We start from the raw sequence: 16,680 nt of genomic DNA, 5'->3' as shown, positions 1-16,680 counted from the left end.
TTCTGTCCATATTGGTTTTGATTGAAATCAGTAAACCCTGCACATTTTAACAACCTTACAGAAATAACGTTTCAGAAATGTAACTTTGCACAAATGAGCTGATTACTACCAAAGAGGGAGTTTTAACCATAATGAAACGAGGGCTTTTGCAATCTGAAGCGATTCAACAACGCAAAAAATGAAAATTCGCCCACTTTTAAGGCATTTCTATTCTATAGGTTGGGGTAGTAAGAATTAACGGTGCGATTTACAAATGCTTTCTTTTTATTCAACTCGTCATCAGCCCTTCATAAAGCAGGTGCATTCACAGGCGCTTACCACTATTCTTGCGCTTACGGAAGACATCTCCGCTTTTTTCGGTCTTATTAACCGTAAAGAAATAAATACAGAAAACGGATATTCATAATTACACACGCACAGCGTGAACATAACAACCACACACGAGGTTTCAAATGGAAGCTCAACAGCACGGCGATCAGCTAAAGCGCGGCCTTAAAAACCGCCATATACAGCTCATCGCATTGGGTGGTGCTATCGGCACTGGCCTGTTTCTGGGAAGCGCATCCGTCATCCAGTCTGCCGGTCCAGGCATTATTTTGGGTTACGCTATCGCAGGTTTTATTGCGTTTCTGATCATGCGCCAGTTAGGTGAAATGGTCGTTGAAGAGCCGGTTGCAGGCTCGTTCAGCCACTTTGCCTATAAATACTGGGGCAGTTTTGCCGGTTTCGCTTCCGGCTGGAACTACTGGGTGCTTTACGTTCTGGTAGCCATGGCAGAACTGACCGCCGTGGGGAAATACATTCAGTTCTGGTATCCCGAGATCCCAACCTGGGTTTCTGCGGCAGCGTTCTTCGTCATTATCAACGCCATCAACCTGACCAACGTAAAAGTGTTCGGTGAGATGGAGTTCTGGTTTGCCATCATCAAAGTCATTGCCGTGGTGGCGATGATTATCTTTGGCGGCTGGCTGCTGTTCAGCGGCAACGGTGGCCCACAGGCCACGGTGCGTAACCTCTGGGAGCAAGGTGGATTCCTGCCTCACGGGATGACCGGTCTGGTGATGATGATGGCCATTATTATGTTTTCCTTCGGGGGGCTGGAGCTGGTGGGGATCACCGCCGCTGAAGCCGACAACCCGGAGCAAAGCATCCCGAAAGCGACGAATCAGGTTATCTACCGAATTCTGATCTTCTATGTGGGTTCACTGGCCGTTCTGCTCTCGCTGCTGCCGTGGACACGCGTCACGGCCGACACCAGCCCGTTCGTCCTTATCTTCCACGAACTGGGCGATACCTTCGTGGCGAATGCGCTCAATATCGTCGTGCTGACGGCGGCGCTTTCCGTCTACAACAGCTGCGTGTACTGCAACAGCCGCATGCTGTTCGGCCTTGCGCAGCAGGGTAACGCACCAAAAGCCCTGCTGAACGTCGATAAGCGCGGCGTGCCGGTCAATACCATCATTGTTTCGGCTATCGTGACGGCGCTTTGCGTGCTGATTAACTACATGGCACCCGAATCGGCGTTTGGCCTGCTGATGGCTTTGGTGGTCTCGGCTCTGGTGATTAACTGGGCGATGATCAGCCTGGCGCACATCAAGTTCCGCCGCGCTAAACAGCAGCAGGGCGTAACCACCCGCTTCCCTGCCCTGCTCTATCCGCTGGGTAACTGGGTTTGCCTGCTGTTTATGGCGGGCGTGCTGGTGATTATGCTGCTCACCCCAGGCATGGCGATTTCCGTTTACCTGATCCCGGTCTGGATTGCGATCCTCGGCGTGGGGTATCTGGTAAAACAGAAAAACGGTAAAACCGTAAAAGCACATTAATAGCTCTTCAGCTCAGCACTCGTTTCGCGGGTGCTGAGCGTTTGTTACCTTCCTCACAAATTCACCTCGTCAGCCGCTTTATCCATATCACCGCCCTGATACTGCAACGCATATATCGATTAGCCAGCAAATAATTCTCTCCATACCGTCACCCGGAGAGCAGTCAATGGATAACAATAAACTGTCAGTAAAAGAGAAGATCGGCTATGGGATGGGCGATGCAGGATGCAATATCATCTTCGGCGCCATCATGTTGTTTGTTAATTATTTTTATACCGATATTTTTGGGCTGGCACCTGCGCTGGTCGGCGTGTTGCTGCTGTCCGTGCGCGTCATTGATGCCGTTACGGACCCGATTATGGGGGCCATCGCGGACCGTACCCGCAGTAAATATGGGCGGTTTCGTCCATGGCTTTTGTGGATTGCGTTCCCCTATGCGCTGTTCAGTATCCTGATGTTCACCACGCCTGACTGGAGCTATAACAGCAAAGTTATCTATGCCTTTGTGACCTACTTCCTGCTCTCGTTAACCTATACGGCCATCAACATTCCCTACTGCTCGTTGGGCGGCGTGATCACCAATGACCCAAAAGAGCGCGTGGCCTGCCAGTCCTATCGCTTTGTGATGGTGGGTATTGCCACGCTTTTACTGTCGCTCACGCTCCTGCCGATGGCCGACTGGTTTGGTGGCGATAACAAAGCCAAAGGCTACCAGATGGCGATGACCGTGCTGGCGCTGATTGGTACCTGTATGTTCCTGTTCTGCTTCGCCACCGTGCGCGAGCGCGTACGTCCGGCGGTGCAGACCCATGATGAGCTGAAAAACGATCTGAAGGACGTGTGGAAAAACGACCAGTGGGTACGCATTCTGCTGCTGACCCTCTGCAACGTCTGCCCGGGCTTTATCCGCATGGCGGCCACCATGTATTACGTCACCTGGGTAATGGGCCAGAGCACTCACTTTGCCACCCTGTTTATCAGCCTGGGCGTGGTGGGGATGATGCTCGGCAGTATGCTGGCGAAAGTGCTGACCGACCGCTGGTGTAAACTGAAAGTGTTCTTCTGGACCAACATCGTGCTGGCGCTTTTCTCCTGCGCGTTCTATTTCTTCGACCCGAAAGCGACCGTCACCATCGTGGTGCTCTACTTCCTGCTTAACATTCTTCACCAGATCCCATCTCCGCTGCACTGGTCGCTAATGGCCGATGTGGACGACTATGGCGAGTGGAAAACCGGTAAACGCATCACCGGGATCAGCTTCTCGGGCAATATCTTCTTCCTCAAGCTGGGGCTGGCGATTGCTGGCGCGATGGTGGGCTTCCTGCTCTCATGGTATGGCTACGACGCCGGTGCGAAAGCGCAAAGCGCAGAGGCCATTAACGGGATCGTTCTGCTGTTTACCGTGATCCCGGGTGTGGGGTATTTGATCACTGCGGGCGTAGTACGACTGCTGAAAGTGGATCGGGAAACCATGAAACAGATCCAGCTCGACCTGGATAAACGCCGCACCAACTACAGCGAACTGAACGCCTGGCAGGAAACGAGAGCCGAAACAAAAGAAGGAACGCCGCATGCATAACTGGCCTAACCCGTTTATAGAACAACGCGCTGACCCGTACATTCTGCGTCATGAAGGGCAATATTATTTTATCGCCTCCGTGCCGCAATACGACAGGCTGGCGATCCGCCGGGCAGCGTCGCTGGAAGGTTTGCGCAGTGCCGACGAGGTGGTCGTATGGCGCAAACCGGAGACCGGCCCAATGAGCCAGCTTATCTGGGCACCGGAACTGCATCATATCGACGGTAAGTGGTACATCTATTTTGCCGCCGCGCACACCCAGGCGCTGGATGGTCTGGGCATGTTCCAGCACCGCATGTTTGTGCTGGAGTGTGCCGACCGCGACCCGCTAACCGGCACGTGGACTGAAAAAGGCCAGGTAAAAACGCCATTCGACACCTTTGCGCTGGACGCGACCACGTTCGTGCATCAGGGGAAACGCTGGTATCTGTGGGCGCAAAAAGCCCCGGATATCTCCGGCAACTCCAATCTCTATTTATGTGAAATGGAGAACCCGTGGACGCTGAAAGGCGAGCCGGTGATGCTCAGTAAACCGGAATATGACTGGGAGTGCCGCGGCTTCTGGGTCAACGAAGGCCCGGCGGTGCTGTTCCACGGCGACAAGTTGTTTATCAGCTATTCCGCCAGCGCGACCGACGAGAACTACTGCATGGGACTGCTGTGGACAGAGATCAATGCCGATCCGCAAAATCCTGCGAACTGGCACAAGGCCTCGCGCCCGGTCTTCGTCACCAGCTACGAAAACCGCCAGTATGGGCCAGGCCATAACAGCTTTACGCAAACGCCGGAAGGAGAAGATGTGCTGGTGTATCACGCGCGAAATTACACCGAAATTGAAGGCGATCCGCTTTATGACCCCAATCGTCATACCCGCCTGAAGCTCGTCCGCTGGCACGAAAACGGGATGCCTGATTTTGGCATCCCGCCTGCAGATACGCCTTAACCGCTACGGCACGCGGGTTCAGACCAGCGTGCCGTAAATGGTTAGCAACGCTACGATAACGACCACCACAAACGACGTTTTCTTCGCCATCGAGACCGCCGCTTTCGGCGTTTCTATCTTGTCGGTATGCGGCTCACGCGCCAGAGAGAACTGCGCCAGGCGTGTCAGCACCTGGTACTGCGAGGTATGACGGTCGCCAAGCGAGGCGAACCACGCCGGGAGCGCTTTTTCGCCGTGGCCAATAAGCGCGTAGACCACACCCACCAGACGAACCGGAAGCCAGTCGAGCACGTGCAGGATCGCATCAATGCCGGAGAGCAAACGTTCATGCGGGGTGAGATAGCGGGCAAGCCAGGTCTGCCAGGCGCGCAGGAACGCATATCCCATCAGCAGTACCGGCCCCCACGGGCCCCCCACCACAAACCAGAACAGCGGCGCCAGGTAGTAGCGGAAGTTGATCCACAGCAGCGCGTTTTGCAGTTCACGCAGGAACTCGCGTTCATCGCAATCCGGCGGCACGCCGTGGATCATCGTCAGCTCGCTGGCCATGGCGCTACGTGCATGCGCATCATCACGGGAAGCGGCTTTCAGATAAGCGTGATAGTGCATACGCACCTTGCCTGCGCCAATACACAGCACACCGAGCAGGATCCACACCACCAGTAGCGGCACGTTGAAAAAGAGGCCGTATAACGAGCGCAGCAGCAAGAACGTAATCACCATCACGCCCGCGGTCATCAGCAGCGTACGCAGCATGGAAAAATGGTTAATCCGGCGGAAAAGCACCTCCAGCCGGTGATCCAGATGCCAGTGCTCACCGAGTTTGAACAAGCGTTCTGCGATGATGACCAGCAGCATGGTAAACAACGTCATGTTATCTCCTTATTCTGGCGACGCGGTAAGCATGGCGCGAAACCGGGGCCAGTCAAATGCAGGGCCAGGATCGGTTTTTCGCGCCGGGGCGATATCACAGTGTCCCGTCATGTTCTCTGCAATCGCAGGGTAAAGCCTGATGAGCGTTTGGGTGATATCCGCCAACCGCTGGTACTGTGCATCGGTATAAGGGGTGGTGTCCGTGCCTTCCAGCTCAATCCCAATAGAGAAGTCATTGCAACGCTCGCGCCCCTGATACATCGAGACACCCGCATGCCAGGCGCGCTTATCAAAAGGAACATACTGAACCACTTCGCCATCGCGACGGATCAGGCAGTGCGCCGATACGCGCAGATGCGCAATCTCAGCAAAGAAAGGATGGGCATCGGGATCTATCGTTCCCGTGAATAACGCATCGATCCACGGACCGCCAAACTCACCCGGCGGGAGACTAATGTTATGAACCACCAGCAGTGTGGGCTTTTCATCCTCCGGGCGGCCATCGTGGTGCGGTGAGGGTACACGCCGCGCATCCACCAGCCATCCGTCTTCTAACAACATGCTGGAACTCCTTATGTATGGTGCTGTTACTCGGTTCAGAGTAGCATGTTTCAATATTATGATTCGTTACCAATTTGGAGTTTTATCATGCCGCCTCGCCGCTACAACCCCGACCACCGACGTGAAGCGCTTCTGGAACGTATTAATATGGATATTCCGGCAAGCGTTGCCCATGCTTTGAAAGAAGATCTGGGCGGTGACGTCAGCGCGGACAACGATATTACCGCACAATTATTGCCGAAAGAGACACGCTCACACGCCGTGATCATCACCCGTGAAGATGGCGTGTTTTGCGGCAAGCGCTGGGTTGAAGAGGTCTTTACTCAACTGGCCGGCGATGAGGTGCAAATCACCTGGCATGTTGAAGACGGTGACGCCATTACCGCAAACCAGCCGCTGTTTGAGCTTGAAGGCCCGTCCCGCGTGCTGCTGACCGGTGAACGTACCGCGCTTAACTTTGTGCAGACTCTGTCAGGGGTGGCAAGCGAAGTGCGTCGTTACGTTGACCTGCTGGCCGGTACCCATACGCAACTGCTGGACACCCGTAAAACGCTGCCAGGTCTGCGCACGGCATTAAAGTACGCGGTGCTTTGTGGCGGGGGAGCCAACCACCGTCTGGGGTTGTCCGACGCCTTCCTGATTAAAGAGAACCACATTATTGCCTCTGGCTCCGTGCGTCAGGCGGTGGAGAAAGCCTTCTGGCTGCACCCGGATGTGCCGGTTGAAGTGGAAGTTGAAAACCTCGAAGAGCTGGAGCAGGCCATCAAGGCCGGTGCCGATATCATCATGCTCGATAACTTTGAAACAGCACAGATGCGCGAGGCGGTGAAGCTCACCAACGGCCAGGCACAGCTCGAAGTTTCAGGGAACGTCACCTTCGAAACGATCCGTGAATTCGCCGAAACCGGCGTGGACTACATTTCTGTCGGGGCGCTGACCAAGCACGTTCGCGCCCTCGATCTCTCCATGCGCTTCAAATAACGTCGTCTCCCCTCTCTGCCTGGAGAGGGGAAATTTCAGCCCTCCTCGCAATCTCTCTGTTCTTCTCTGCAAGTAAGTACAAATTCCCTGAACGCCGCTTCACGTTCCATTTTTTGCCCCTCGTCTGCTTTTTTCCCCGCTGTCAGAGTAGCGCCACTTAACCCTGAGGAGCAGATATGAACAGACAACATGGCTTCACGCTCATTGAGCTGATGGTGGTAATCGGCATTATTGCCATCCTGAGCGCCATTGGTATTCCCGCCTACCAGAACTACCTGCGAAAAGCGGCCCTGACCGACATGCTGCAAACGTTCGTGCCCTATCGCACGGCGATTGAACTTTGTGCCCTGGAACATGGCGGCGTGACGAGCTGCGACGGCGGCAGTAACGGTATCCCTTCTCCAACGACAACACGCTATGTCTCGGGAATGAGCGTGACGCAGGGCGTCGTGTCGTTAACCGGGCAGGAGAGCCTTAACGGACTTGAGGTGGTGATGACGCCGCAATGGAGTAGTGGCAACGGTATGACGGGCTGGAAACGTAGCTGCAATATCAGCAACGACGGTGCGCTCAAAGAGGCCTGCGAAGATGTTTTCCGTTTCGACAGTAACTGACAGGGGCGGATAATGAATTCAGATCAACTCGTCACCCTGTGCCAGCGCCACCATGCTTTGCTGCTGACCAGCGACGCCGACATGATTAGCATCGCCGTCGTGGGCAATCCCGCCGCTGAAATGATGGAAGCGCTACGTTTCGCCACGCAAAAACGTATTGATATTGAATGCTGGACAGCGGAGCGCATGGAAAAACACCGGCAGTTAACCGCGCAATCACACCTCCCGGTTGTTTTAACGCCGCATAACACGGTGGATATTCTCAACCACACCCTGCAGCAGGCGATCAACCAGCGCGCATCTGACATTCATATCGAACCGATGGGGGATATCTGTCAGGTCCGCTTGCGTATTGACGGTGTGCTTTGTCCGCTGCCTCCGCTTTCTGCAGCGGTGGCAAATACCCTCACCGCTCGCTTAAAAGTGCTGGGCCAACTGGATATTGCGGAGCGCCGTTTACCGCAGGATGGTCAATTTACGATTGAACTGGCAAGCGAGCCGGTCTCTTTTCGCATCGCCACGCTTCCCTGCAGCGGCGGAGAGAAAATTGTGCTGCGCCTGCTGCATCAGGTTCATCAGGCGCTGGAACCCGAAAAACTGGGAATGAGTGCGAAACAGCTGGCCCGCTTTAACGAGATCCTTCATCAACCGCAGGGGCTGATTTTGGTCACGGGCCCCACTGGCAGCGGAAAAACGGTCACGCTCTATAGCGCATTGCAGGCGCGTAATACCCCTGACGTTAACATCTGCAGCGTGGAAGATCCGATCGAGATCCCGCTTGCGGGGCTGAACCAAACGCAGATTAATCCCCGTGCGGGCTTAACCTTTCAGAGCGTTCTGCGGGCGCTCCTGCGCCAGGATCCGGACATCATTATGGTAGGCGAAATCCGCGATAGTGAAACGGCAGAGATTGCCATTAACGCCGCACAGACCGGGCATCTGGTGCTGTCGACGCTTCACACCAACTCCACGACGGAAACCGTCATTCGCCTGCAGCAGATGGGAGTTGCACGCTGGATGATCTCCTCTGCACTTTCGCTGGTGATCGCCCAGCGGCTGGTGCGTCGTCTGTGTCCTCACTGTCGGCAGGAAGCCAACAGCCGCGCAGAATTACCGCGCACCGTATGGCCCCGGCCGCTTCCTCGCTGGCAACCTGGCGGCTGCGATCGCTGCTATCACGGCTTTTATGGCCGCGTCGCCATTTTTGAAGTCCTCGCCATCGACACCACGCTCCGGCAGGCCATCGCCAGTGGCGCCTCGATAGAGGTCATCGAAGCCAGCGCCCGTCAGGCGGGAATGACATCGTTATTTGAGCAGGGTTGTCTGGCCGTTGAGCAAGGTCTGACCACGCTCGAAGAGTTGCTGCGCGTGCTGGGAATGACCAATGAGTGTTAATCATCTCTGGCGCTGGCGGGCGCTATCCAGTGAAGGCGAATCTCTGTGTGGGGTGCTGTGGGCGGCAGATCGCGAAACGGCCTTCGTCAGGCTGATGCGTAAAGAGTTACATCCACTTTCGCTCACCCGATGCTCGCTGACGCACCGCTGGCGACCCCAGCATTGCTATGAGATGTTTCGCCAGCTTGCCACGCTGTTGCAGGCTGGCCTGACGTTATCGCAAAGTCTGCAAATGCTGGCCGAGCAGCATCCTGTCAAACACTGGCAGGCGCTGCTTGAAAACATGAATGATGATCTGAGCGAGGGATGCGCCTTTTCAGAGGCGCTGAAGCGATGGCCTGCGGTATTTAGCCCGCTGTATGTCTCGATGGTAAAAACAGGGGAGCTAACGGGAAAGCTGGAAACGTGCTGCCGTCAGCTCGCTCAGCAGCAACAATCCCAGCAGCAACTCACGGCAAAAGTGAAGAAGGCGTTGCGCTATCCGACGATCATCCTGGCGCTGGCCGTTCTTGTCGTTCTGGCCATGGTCACCCTGGTCTTGCCGGAGTTCGCGGCCATCTACAAAACGTTTAATACTCCCCTGCCGCTGCTGACACAGATGGTCATGGGCCTGTCAGCGTTTATCCAGACATACGCCATCGCCCTGTTCGTGCTGCTGCTTATTCCCGTGGCCATCGCCTGGGCGCTGCGACGGGATCCGCGCTGGCAACGTATCCTGATGCATATTCCCGTGACGGGAAGGCTGGCAAGAGGGCAAAAACTGGGGCAGATCTTTACCGTACTGTCACTCACCCAGCAGGCGGGCATCCCCTTTTTACAGGGATTACAGAGCGCGGAAGAAACTGTTGATAGCCGGTACTGGCAAGGTATATTGCGCAGCGTTCGTGGGGACATTGAACAAGGCTTTACCGTCTGGTCTTCATTTCAGAAAGCGGCCGTCTTTACCCCGCTGTGCATTCAACTCATACGCACCGGGGAGGTATCTGGGTCACTCGACATTATGCTGGAAAACCTTGCCCGCCATCATACGGAGCAAACCTTTCAACTGGCAGACAATCTGGCCGCGCTTCTGGAGCCAGTGCTGCTGATTGTGACAGGGGTGATTATCGGTACGCTGGTGGTGGCGATGTATCTGCCCATTTTCCATCTCGGGGATGCAATGAGCGCGGGATAACGCTGGCGTACGGACATACGCCAGCAGAAACATTACAGGCTATTGAAAACGCGGTTTTCCTGCTCCTGAACGCGGATAAACGTCGTACGTTTTGTCAGCTCTTTCAGACGGGATGCCCCAACGTAGGTACATGCGGAACGCAGGCCGCCCAGGATGTCACGAGCCGTGTTTTCGACCGGGCCACGCAGAGGCAGCTTCACGGTTTTGCCTTCCGCAGCACGGTATTTTGCCACGCCACCTACGTGACGAGTCATTGCTGATTCTGAGCTCATGCCGTAGAACAGCATGAACTTCTCGCCGTTCTCTTCAACCACGGTACCGCCGCTCTCTTCATGACCCGCCAGCATGCCGCCAAGCATCACGAAATCCGCGCCGCCGCCAAAGGCTTTCGCGACATCACCCGGCATGGTGCAACCGCCGTCGCTGATGATCTGGCCGCCCAGACCGTGCGCGGCATCAGCACACTCAATCACCGCAGAAAGTTGCGGGTAACCCACACCGGTCTTCACACGCGTGGTACACACGGAACCCGGGCCAATGCCCACTTTTACGATGTCTGCACCGGAAAGGATCAGCTCTTCACACATTTCACCGGTTACCACGTTGCCCGCGATAATGGTTTTGGTGGGCCAGGCCTCACGCGCCTTGCTGACAAACTGCACGAAGTGCTCGGAGTAACCATTTGCCACATCAATACAGACAAAATTGAGCGCCGGGTTAGCGTTAAGAATCTGTTTGGTCTTCTCGAAATCGGCATCGGAGGTACCGGTGGAAACCATGACATGCTTCACCACATCGTCCGATGCAGAGGCGATAAAGGCATTCCACTCTTCCGGGCTGTAGTGCTTATGCACAGCGGTAAGGATATCGAATTTCGCCAGCGCGGTCGCCATCTCGAAGGTTCCCACCGTATCCATATTGGCTGCGATGATCGGCACGCCAGACCAGGTCTGACCGGAATGTTTAAAGGTGAATTGACGTTCGAGTTCAACGTCTGAGCGACTTTTCAGTGTAGAGCGTTTAGGGCGGATAAGAACGTCTTTGAAACCTAACTTCAGATCTTCTTCGATACGCATGTGCGGATTCCTGGGGTTAGAGGCAAATATGTTAAAAGCACAACTCCAGTGACGTTATCATACGCACTAATACCTGCTCCGCAAGACTGCGAAATTCTCTTTTTTTACGCTACAATCCTATAAATTTACCTGGTAAAAAGCCGGTAAAGAGAGCCAAACAGTGGCTGGCGCACGTTTGAATTTTAACCAACTGATTTTAATAATGAATAATTCCCAGGATTTGATTTAATGGGGTATATCGTCGCATTAACCGGCGGCATCGGTAGCGGGAAAAGTACCGTTGCGGACGCATTTTCTCGTCTGGGTATCACCATAATCGATGCCGATATCATTGCCCGTCAGGTGGTAGAGCCAGATACACCCGCACTAAACGCCATTAAGGCACATTTTGGTCAGGCAATTATCAACGCGGATGGCACGCTAAATCGCCGCAAGCTTCGTGAGTGCATTTTTTCTGATTCTTCAGAAAAGACCTGGCTTAATGCTCTGCTCCACCCCATTATCCACCAGGAAACCCAGCGTCAGATTGCCGCAGCCCGCTCGCCATATGTTCTGTGGGTGGTTCCGCTGCTGGTAGAGAATCAACTGCACAATAAAGCGGACCGGGTACTGGTCATTGATGTCTCACCCGAAACGCAAATCCAGCGCACCGTGGCGCGCGACCATGTCTCGCGCGAACAGGCTGAACAAATTCTTGCCGCTCAGGCCACGCGCGCTCAGCGCCTTGCCGTTGCGGATGATGTTATTGATAATAACGGCGCACCAGATGCCATTGCATCGGATGTTGCCCGCCTGCACGCGCAGTATCTGACGTATGCCGCGCAGGCCGTTGCACAGGAAAAACCATAATGTCGACCCACATCCTTTTTGAGCATCCGCTCAACGAAAAAATGCGTACCTGGCTGCGTATCGAATTTCTGATTCAACAACTCTCACAACATTTGCCCATCAACGATCATGCGACGGCGCTGCACTTCTTCCGCAATGTGGGCGATCTTCTGGATGTAATTGAACGAGGCGACGTTCGCACCGAGCTACTGAAAGAGCTGGAGCGCCAGCAGCGTAAATTACAGGCCTGGGCCGAAGTACCGGGCGTTGACCAGAGCCGCATTGATTCACTCCGTCAACAGCTTAAAAACAGCAGCAGTACGCTGATGGCCGCTCCCCGCGTTGGGCAGTTTTTGCGCGAAGACCGCTTAATCGGGCTGGTGCGCCAGCGCCTGAGTATCCCGGGCGGCTGCTGCAGCTTTGACCTGCCGACACTGCATATGTGGTTGCATATGCCGCAGGTCCAGCGTGATGCACAGGTGAAAAGCTGGCTGGACAGCCTGGAGCCGATGCATCAGACGTTATCCCTGATCCTCGATCTCATCCGTAACTCGGCGCCATTCCGCAAGCAAACCAGCCTGAACGGTTTCTACCAGGACAACGGTGATGATGCGGATCTGCTGCGTCTGAATCTCTCTCTGGGTGAACAGCTTTACCCGCAAATCTCCGGGCATAAGAGTCGTTTTGCGATTCGCTTTATGCCGCTGGATAGTGAAAATGGCACCGTGCCGGAACGCCTCGATTTTGAACTGGCCTGTTGTTAAGGAGTGCCTATGTCTGATGTAACCACCGTAAACTGCCCAACCTGTGGCAAAACTGTTGTCTGGGGAGAGGTGAGTCCGTTTCGCCCATTCTGCTGTAAGCGCTGTCAGTTAATTGACCTGGGCGAATGGGCGGCGGAAGAGAAACGCATTCCAAGTGAAGGCGATCTCTCGGACAGCGATGACTGGAGCGAAAACCAGCAGTAGCGGTAGATGCCTGCTGGCACTTCGCTTAGCAGGCCTACTGGTTACCCGTTAGCCGGGATATGACGGGCGCATTTGCCGGAGGAAATTTTTCGGCATCACTCGCGTGAAGCGAAACCCAGCCACCCGGTTGACCCTCTTTCCCCCAGGGTTCCCCCTCCCAGCTTTCCACAAGCCAGAACCACAGCGTGATGTGACGATCCGGAAACTGGTATTCCAGCTTATCAAACAGCGTTGCGCCAATCGGAGTGATGCCGACCTCTTCCTGAAGCTCACGCACCAGCGCCTGCTCCGGCGTTTCACCGGACTCGATTTTCCCGCCAGGAAACTCCCACTTGTTTGCCATGTGGGCGTCAGCGGCACGTTGCGTAATGAAGATTTGGTTTTGCGGGTTGCGAATAATCCCGACAGCAATTTGCAGTATTTTCATATTGTCACTTCCATAAAAAAGGCGCAGATTTCTGCGCCTTTTCGTTTTTTATGAACTTAGCTCAGACGGCCGTGGCACGCCTTATATTTTTTACCGGAACCGCATGGGCACGGATCGTTACGCCCCACTTTGCGATCGCCAGTTTGCGCGGCGATTGCCGCAGCGGCTTCGCTATCGTCAGTCTGGTGGCTAAGCTGCTGCATCTGTGCCAGACGCTCGGCTTCCTCACGACGCTGTTGCTCCATCGCTTCCACTTCTTCCGGCATACGCACCTGCACTTTGCTCAGGGTGCTGATAACTTCATATTTCAGCGACTCCAGCATGGAGGCAAACATCGAGAAGGATTCGCGCTTGTACTCCTGCTTAGGATCTTTCTGCGCATAGCCACGCAGGTGGATCCCCTGACGCAGGTAGTCCATCGCCGCCAGGTGCTCTTTCCACAGTGAGTCCAGCGTCTGCAGCATCACCCCTTTTTCGAAGTGACGCATCATCTCAGCACCAACAACCTCTTCCTTACGCTTGTATACCTCCAGCGCGGTTTCGTAGATACGCTCGCGCAGGGTCTCTTCGTGCAGCTCTGGCTCTTTATCCAGCCACTCTTTGATTGGCAGGTCGAGGTCGAAGTCGTTTTTCAGGCGCTCCTGAAGGCCTTCGATATCCCACATCTCTTCCAGAGACTGAGGCGGAATGTGCGCATCGATAGTCGCTTTGAACACATCTTCACGAATGCTGTTGATGGTTTCGCTCACGTCGGATACGTCCAGCAGTTCGTTACGCTGGGTATAGATAGCACGACGCTGATCGTTGGCGACGTCGTCATATTCCAGCAGCTGCTTACGAATATCGAAGTTGCGGCTTTCCACTTTACGCTGCGCGTTGGCAATCGCTTTGGTCACCCATGGGTGCTCAATGGCTTCACCAGGTTTCATCCCCAGCTTACGCATCATGCCGGAAACACGGTCAGAGGCGAAGATACGCATCAGCGCATCTTCCATCGACAGGTAGAAGCGGGAAGAACCGGCATCCCCCTGACGACCTGCACGACCACGCAGCTGGTTATCGATACGACGTGATTCGTGACGCTCAGTACCAATGATGTGCAGACCACCAGATGCCAGAACCGCGTCATGACGCACCTGCCAGTCGGCTTTGATCTGCGCAATCTGTTCCGGCGTTGGGTTTTCCAGCTCCGCCACTTCGGCCTGCCAGCTACCGCCCAGCATAATATCGGTACCACGACCCGCCATGTTGGTGGCGATGGTCACGGCCGCCGGATAACCCGCCTGCGCAACGATATCTGCTTCTTTGGCGTGGAATTTGGCGTTCAGTACGTTGTGCTTGATACCCGCTTTGGTCAGCTCATTAGACACCACTTCGGATTTCTCGATGGAGATGGTCCCCACCAGAACCGGCTGGCCTTTAGCAGTACGTTCGCGAATATCTTCGATGATTGCCTGAATTTTTTCCGCTTCGGTCATGTAGACCAGGTCCGGCATGTCCTTACGGATCATTGGACGGTTGGTTGGAACGACAACGGTATCCAGTTTGTAGATGGAGCTGAATTCAAACGCTTCGGTATCTGCTGTACCGGTCATCCCTGCCAGCTTCTCGTACAGACGGAAGTAGTTCTGGAAGGTAATAGACGCCAGCGTCTGGTTTTCGTTTTGAATATCCACGCCTTCTTTGGCTTCAACAGCCTGGTGCAGACCGTCAGACCAGCGACGACCCTGCATGGTACGGCCGGTGTGCTCATCAACGATGATGACTTCGCCGTCTTTGACGATGTAGTCGACGTCGCGAGTGAACAGCGCATGGGCGCGCAGTGCGGCAGTCACGTGGTGCATCAGCATGATGTTGCTCGGGGAGTAGAGAGACTCACCCTCTTCCATGATGCCTTCAGCCACTAACAGCTCTTCAATTTTAACCAGACCACGTTCAGTCAGGTTCACCTGGCGCGCTTTTTCATCAACGGAGAAGTGACCTTCACCCTGGAAGGTATCGGAGTCTTCTTTCTCCTGACGCAGCAGGTGTGGAATGATTTTGTCGACTTTACGGTACATATCAGAGCTGTCTTCGGCCGGACCGGAGATGATCAGCGGGGTACGCGCTTCATCGATCAGAATGGAGTCCACCTCATCCACCAGCGCATAATGCAGTTTACGCTGCACACGTTCTTCAGGGCTGAACGCCATGTTGTCACGCAGGTAGTCGAAGCCGTATTCGTTGTTGGTACCGTAGGTGATATCGGCGTTATACGCTTCGCGCTTGGCTGGCGCAGGAAGACCGGACATGTTGATGCCGACGGTCATCCCCAGGAATTCGAACAATGGACGGTTATTTTCGGCGTCACGCTGTGCCAGATAGTCGTTGACGGTCACGACGTGCACGCCTTTGCCGGTCAGTGCGTTCAGGTAGGCAGGCAGCGTCGCGGTCAGGGTTTTACCTTCACCGGTACGCATTTCTGCGATGCAGCGCTCGTTAAGCACCATACCGCCCAGCAGCTGCACGTCGAAGTGACGCATGCCGAATACACGTTTACTCGCTTCACGCACAACCGCGAAGGCTTCCGGGATCAGGCTTTCTAAGGTTTCGCCTTTTTCCAGGCGTGCGCGGAATTCTGCGGTTTTCGCTTTCAGCTCGTCATCAGACAGCTTCTCCATCGCCGGTTCCATACCGTTGATGACAGCGACAGCTTTGCGCATACGGCGCAGGGTACGATCGTTACGACTACCAAAAACTTTGGTTAATAATTTGATTAGCATAATAAATTCTCAAACGCCCCATAACGGGCAGATAAATTAAGGTATTGAAAACGGTTAATTTAACTGAGGCGCTGAGGCCCGGCGCGAATGCCGTGAACCTGGCTTATCCACGTCGAGACAGAGAATGTGGCGGGTGAAACAACGACAGATTGCGCTGTCTGCGGAACGCTAACAGCTGGCTGGCTGTCCTGCGTCAACAGCGCGTTGAGCGTATCCAGCAGCGCAAGGTGTTGCGCCTGAACCGGCAGCGTCTCTTCAGCAACCGGTATGGCCTGCGGCGCCATTGCAAATGACAGATGGCGGATAACCGTGCGGATGGCGTGCTGCTGCCAGTAATCTACCGAAAAGTTAGGACGGCGGCTGGCTTCAAGCCACGCAAGATTGGTGAAGTTAACGCGCGCGGTGAGATCGTGTTTAGTGGTTGACGTCTTTGCCGGTGTGGCAGCTTCGGCGCTGTTGCTGAGCGCAGGCAAGCCGAAACTCGCCGCGACCATCCCTAATAAGAGATGCGGCCAGAAGTAACGTCTGCCAAATTGTCGCCAGCGCGTCAGAATTCCGCTCACTTGCTCCACCACATAAGCCCGTCTTACACAGGCTGAGTTCAGTTATTCTTTTAAGCGCCCAGATATTACCACTAAAGCCAATACACAGCAGCAGGAATGACGTACTGCAGCGG

The 16,680-nt window shown here is 54.7% G+C and carries 16 protein-coding genes; 10 read left to right on the top strand and 6 right to left on the bottom strand.

Features of this window, described 5'->3' with window-relative positions; translation table 11 throughout:
• The first annotated feature begins 452 nt into the window (after positions 1–452).
• From aroP to ACQG22_RS03795, 3 genes are all read left to right on the top strand, one after another.
• Positions 453–1,823, top strand: coding sequence for an aromatic amino acid transporter AroP (gene aroP / locus ACQG22_RS03805; protein WP_013095594.1), 1,371 nt, complete (start codon positions 453–455; stop codon positions 1,821–1,823).
• Positions 1,824–1,989: 166 nt separating this feature from the next.
• Positions 1,990–3,402: a glycoside-pentoside-hexuronide (GPH):cation symporter gene (locus tag ACQG22_RS03800; RefSeq protein ID WP_369706565.1), complete on the top strand. Its 1,413-nt coding sequence runs from the start codon at positions 1,990–1,992 to the stop codon at positions 3,400–3,402.
• A complete protein-coding gene (locus ACQG22_RS03795; RefSeq protein WP_038418687.1) occupies positions 3,395–4,345 on the top strand; it encodes a glycoside hydrolase family 43 protein in 951 nt (316 codons plus the stop codon). Before ACQG22_RS03800 ends, ACQG22_RS03795 begins: the two co-directional genes overlap by 8 nt.
• An 18-nt stretch (positions 4,346–4,363) precedes the next feature.
• Here ACQG22_RS03795 and ampE read toward each other — a convergent pair whose 3' ends face one another.
• Entirely contained in the window at positions 4,364–5,218 is an 855-nt protein-coding gene (ampE, locus tag ACQG22_RS03790) for a beta-lactamase regulator AmpE (RefSeq protein WP_020688508.1), read from the bottom strand.
• 9 nt (positions 5,219–5,227) lie between these two features.
• Complete coding sequence (gene ampD / locus ACQG22_RS03785; protein WP_369706566.1) at positions 5,228–5,779, bottom strand: 1,6-anhydro-N-acetylmuramyl-L-alanine amidase AmpD; 552 nt, start codon at positions 5,777–5,779, stop codon at positions 5,228–5,230.
• A gap of 87 nt (positions 5,780–5,866) precedes the next feature.
• Here ampD and nadC point away from each other — a divergent pair, with 87 nt between their 5' ends.
• The 4 genes from nadC to hofC all read left to right on the top strand — a co-directional run bounded on the left by nadC (position 5,867) and on the right by hofC (position 9,943).
• Positions 5,867–6,760 (top strand): carboxylating nicotinate-nucleotide diphosphorylase, encoded by an 894-nt coding sequence (gene nadC, locus ACQG22_RS03780; RefSeq protein WP_013095589.1) that lies wholly within the window; start codon positions 5,867–5,869, stop codon positions 6,758–6,760.
• Positions 6,761–6,936: 176 nt separating this feature from the next.
• A complete protein-coding gene (gene ppdD, locus ACQG22_RS03775; RefSeq protein WP_348569807.1) occupies positions 6,937–7,374 on the top strand; it encodes a prepilin peptidase-dependent pilin in 438 nt (145 codons plus the stop codon).
• A gap of 12 nt (positions 7,375–7,386) precedes the next feature.
• Positions 7,387–8,769 (top strand): type II secretion system protein GspE, encoded by a 1,383-nt coding sequence (gene gspE, locus ACQG22_RS03770; RefSeq protein ID WP_369706567.1) that lies wholly within the window; start codon positions 7,387–7,389, stop codon positions 8,767–8,769.
• A complete protein-coding gene (gene hofC / locus ACQG22_RS03765) occupies positions 8,759–9,943 on the top strand; it encodes a protein transport protein HofC (RefSeq protein ID WP_346721039.1) in 1,185 nt (394 codons plus the stop codon). The genes gspE and hofC overlap by 11 nt, the downstream gene beginning before the upstream one ends.
• 32 nt (positions 9,944–9,975) lie before the next feature.
• Here hofC and ACQG22_RS03760 read toward each other — a convergent pair whose 3' ends face one another.
• Complete coding sequence (locus ACQG22_RS03760) at positions 9,976–11,019, bottom strand: GMP reductase (protein WP_020688503.1); 1,044 nt, start codon at positions 11,017–11,019, stop codon at positions 9,976–9,978.
• Between the two features lie 228 nt (positions 11,020–11,247).
• On the opposite strand from ACQG22_RS03760, the gene coaE reads away from it, so the two are divergent.
• Genes coaE through yacG form a run of 3 tightly spaced genes read left to right on the top strand, consistent with a single transcriptional unit; the run spans position 11,248 to position 12,815 of the window.
• Positions 11,248–11,868: a dephospho-CoA kinase gene (gene coaE, locus ACQG22_RS03755; protein ID WP_048972710.1), complete on the top strand. Its 621-nt coding sequence runs from the start codon at positions 11,248–11,250 to the stop codon at positions 11,866–11,868.
• Positions 11,868–12,611, top strand: a complete 744-nt coding sequence (gene zapD / locus ACQG22_RS03750) for a cell division protein ZapD (RefSeq protein ID WP_013095583.1) — start codon at positions 11,868–11,870, stop codon at positions 12,609–12,611. Before coaE ends, zapD begins: the two co-directional genes overlap by 1 nt.
• Positions 12,612–12,620: 9 nt before the next feature.
• The gene (gene yacG, locus ACQG22_RS03745) at positions 12,621–12,815 is read left to right on the top strand and encodes a DNA gyrase inhibitor YacG (RefSeq protein ID WP_003856332.1); all 195 of its coding nucleotides are present in this window, start codon (positions 12,621–12,623) and stop codon (positions 12,813–12,815) included.
• Positions 12,816–12,849: 34 nt separating this feature from the next.
• On the opposite strand, the gene mutT is transcribed toward yacG, so the two are convergent.
• Genes mutT through secM form a run of 3 tightly spaced genes read right to left on the bottom strand, consistent with a single transcriptional unit; the run spans position 12,850 to position 16,567 of the window.
• Positions 12,850–13,242 carry an 8-oxo-dGTP diphosphatase MutT gene (gene mutT, locus ACQG22_RS03740; RefSeq protein ID WP_014830654.1) on the bottom strand — a complete coding sequence of 131 codons (393 nt, stop codon included), beginning with the start codon at positions 13,240–13,242 and terminating at the stop codon, positions 12,850–12,852.
• A 56-nt stretch (positions 13,243–13,298) separates the two neighbouring features.
• Positions 13,299–16,004 (bottom strand): preprotein translocase subunit SecA, encoded by a 2,706-nt coding sequence (secA, locus tag ACQG22_RS03735; protein WP_013095581.1) that lies wholly within the window; start codon positions 16,002–16,004, stop codon positions 13,299–13,301.
• Between the two features lie 59 nt (positions 16,005–16,063).
• The gene (gene secM, locus ACQG22_RS03730; RefSeq protein ID WP_029882703.1) at positions 16,064–16,567 is read right to left on the bottom strand and encodes a secA translation cis-regulator SecM; all 504 of its coding nucleotides are present in this window, start codon (positions 16,565–16,567) and stop codon (positions 16,064–16,066) included.
• Between the last annotated feature and the right edge of the window lie 113 nt (positions 16,568–16,680).

The organism is Enterobacter cloacae complex sp. 309I3, assembly GCF_050031595.1.
GTDB classification, from domain to species: Bacteria; Pseudomonadota; Gammaproteobacteria; order Enterobacterales; family Enterobacteriaceae; genus Enterobacter; species Enterobacter cloacae.
This window is presented reverse-complemented; position numbering and strand designations above follow the sequence as displayed.

Coding starts and splice junctions, on each gene's coding strand:
- aroP (WP_013095594.1), top strand. CDS start 453: ATGGAAGCTCAACAGCACGGCGATCAGCTAAAGCGCGGCCTTAAAAAC.
- ACQG22_RS03800 (WP_369706565.1), top strand. CDS start 1,990: ATGGATAACAATAAACTGTCAGTAAAAGAGAAGATCGGCTATGGGATG.
- ACQG22_RS03795 (WP_038418687.1), top strand. CDS start 3,395: ATGCATAACTGGCCTAACCCGTTTATAGAACAACGCGCTGACCCGTAC.
- ampE (WP_020688508.1), bottom strand. CDS start 5,218: ATGACGTTGTTTACCATGCTGCTGGTCATCATCGCAGAACGCTTGTTC.
- ampD (WP_369706566.1), bottom strand. CDS start 5,779: ATGTTGTTAGAAGACGGATGGCTGGTGGATGCGCGGCGTGTACCCTCA.
- nadC (WP_013095589.1), top strand. CDS start 5,867: ATGCCGCCTCGCCGCTACAACCCCGACCACCGACGTGAAGCGCTTCTG.
- ppdD (WP_348569807.1), top strand. CDS start 6,937: ATGAACAGACAACATGGCTTCACGCTCATTGAGCTGATGGTGGTAATC.
- gspE (WP_369706567.1), top strand. CDS start 7,387: ATGAATTCAGATCAACTCGTCACCCTGTGCCAGCGCCACCATGCTTTG.
- hofC (WP_346721039.1), top strand. CDS start 8,759: ATGAGTGTTAATCATCTCTGGCGCTGGCGGGCGCTATCCAGTGAAGGC.
- ACQG22_RS03760 (WP_020688503.1), bottom strand. CDS start 11,019: ATGCGTATCGAAGAAGATCTGAAGTTAGGTTTCAAAGACGTTCTTATC.
- coaE (WP_048972710.1), top strand. CDS start 11,248: ATGGGGTATATCGTCGCATTAACCGGCGGCATCGGTAGCGGGAAAAGT.
- zapD (WP_013095583.1), top strand. CDS start 11,868: ATGTCGACCCACATCCTTTTTGAGCATCCGCTCAACGAAAAAATGCGT.
- yacG (WP_003856332.1), top strand. CDS start 12,621: ATGTCTGATGTAACCACCGTAAACTGCCCAACCTGTGGCAAAACTGTT.
- mutT (WP_014830654.1), bottom strand. CDS start 13,242: ATGAAAATACTGCAAATTGCTGTCGGGATTATTCGCAACCCGCAAAAC.
- secA (WP_013095581.1), bottom strand. CDS start 16,004: ATGCTAATCAAATTATTAACCAAAGTTTTTGGTAGTCGTAACGATCGT.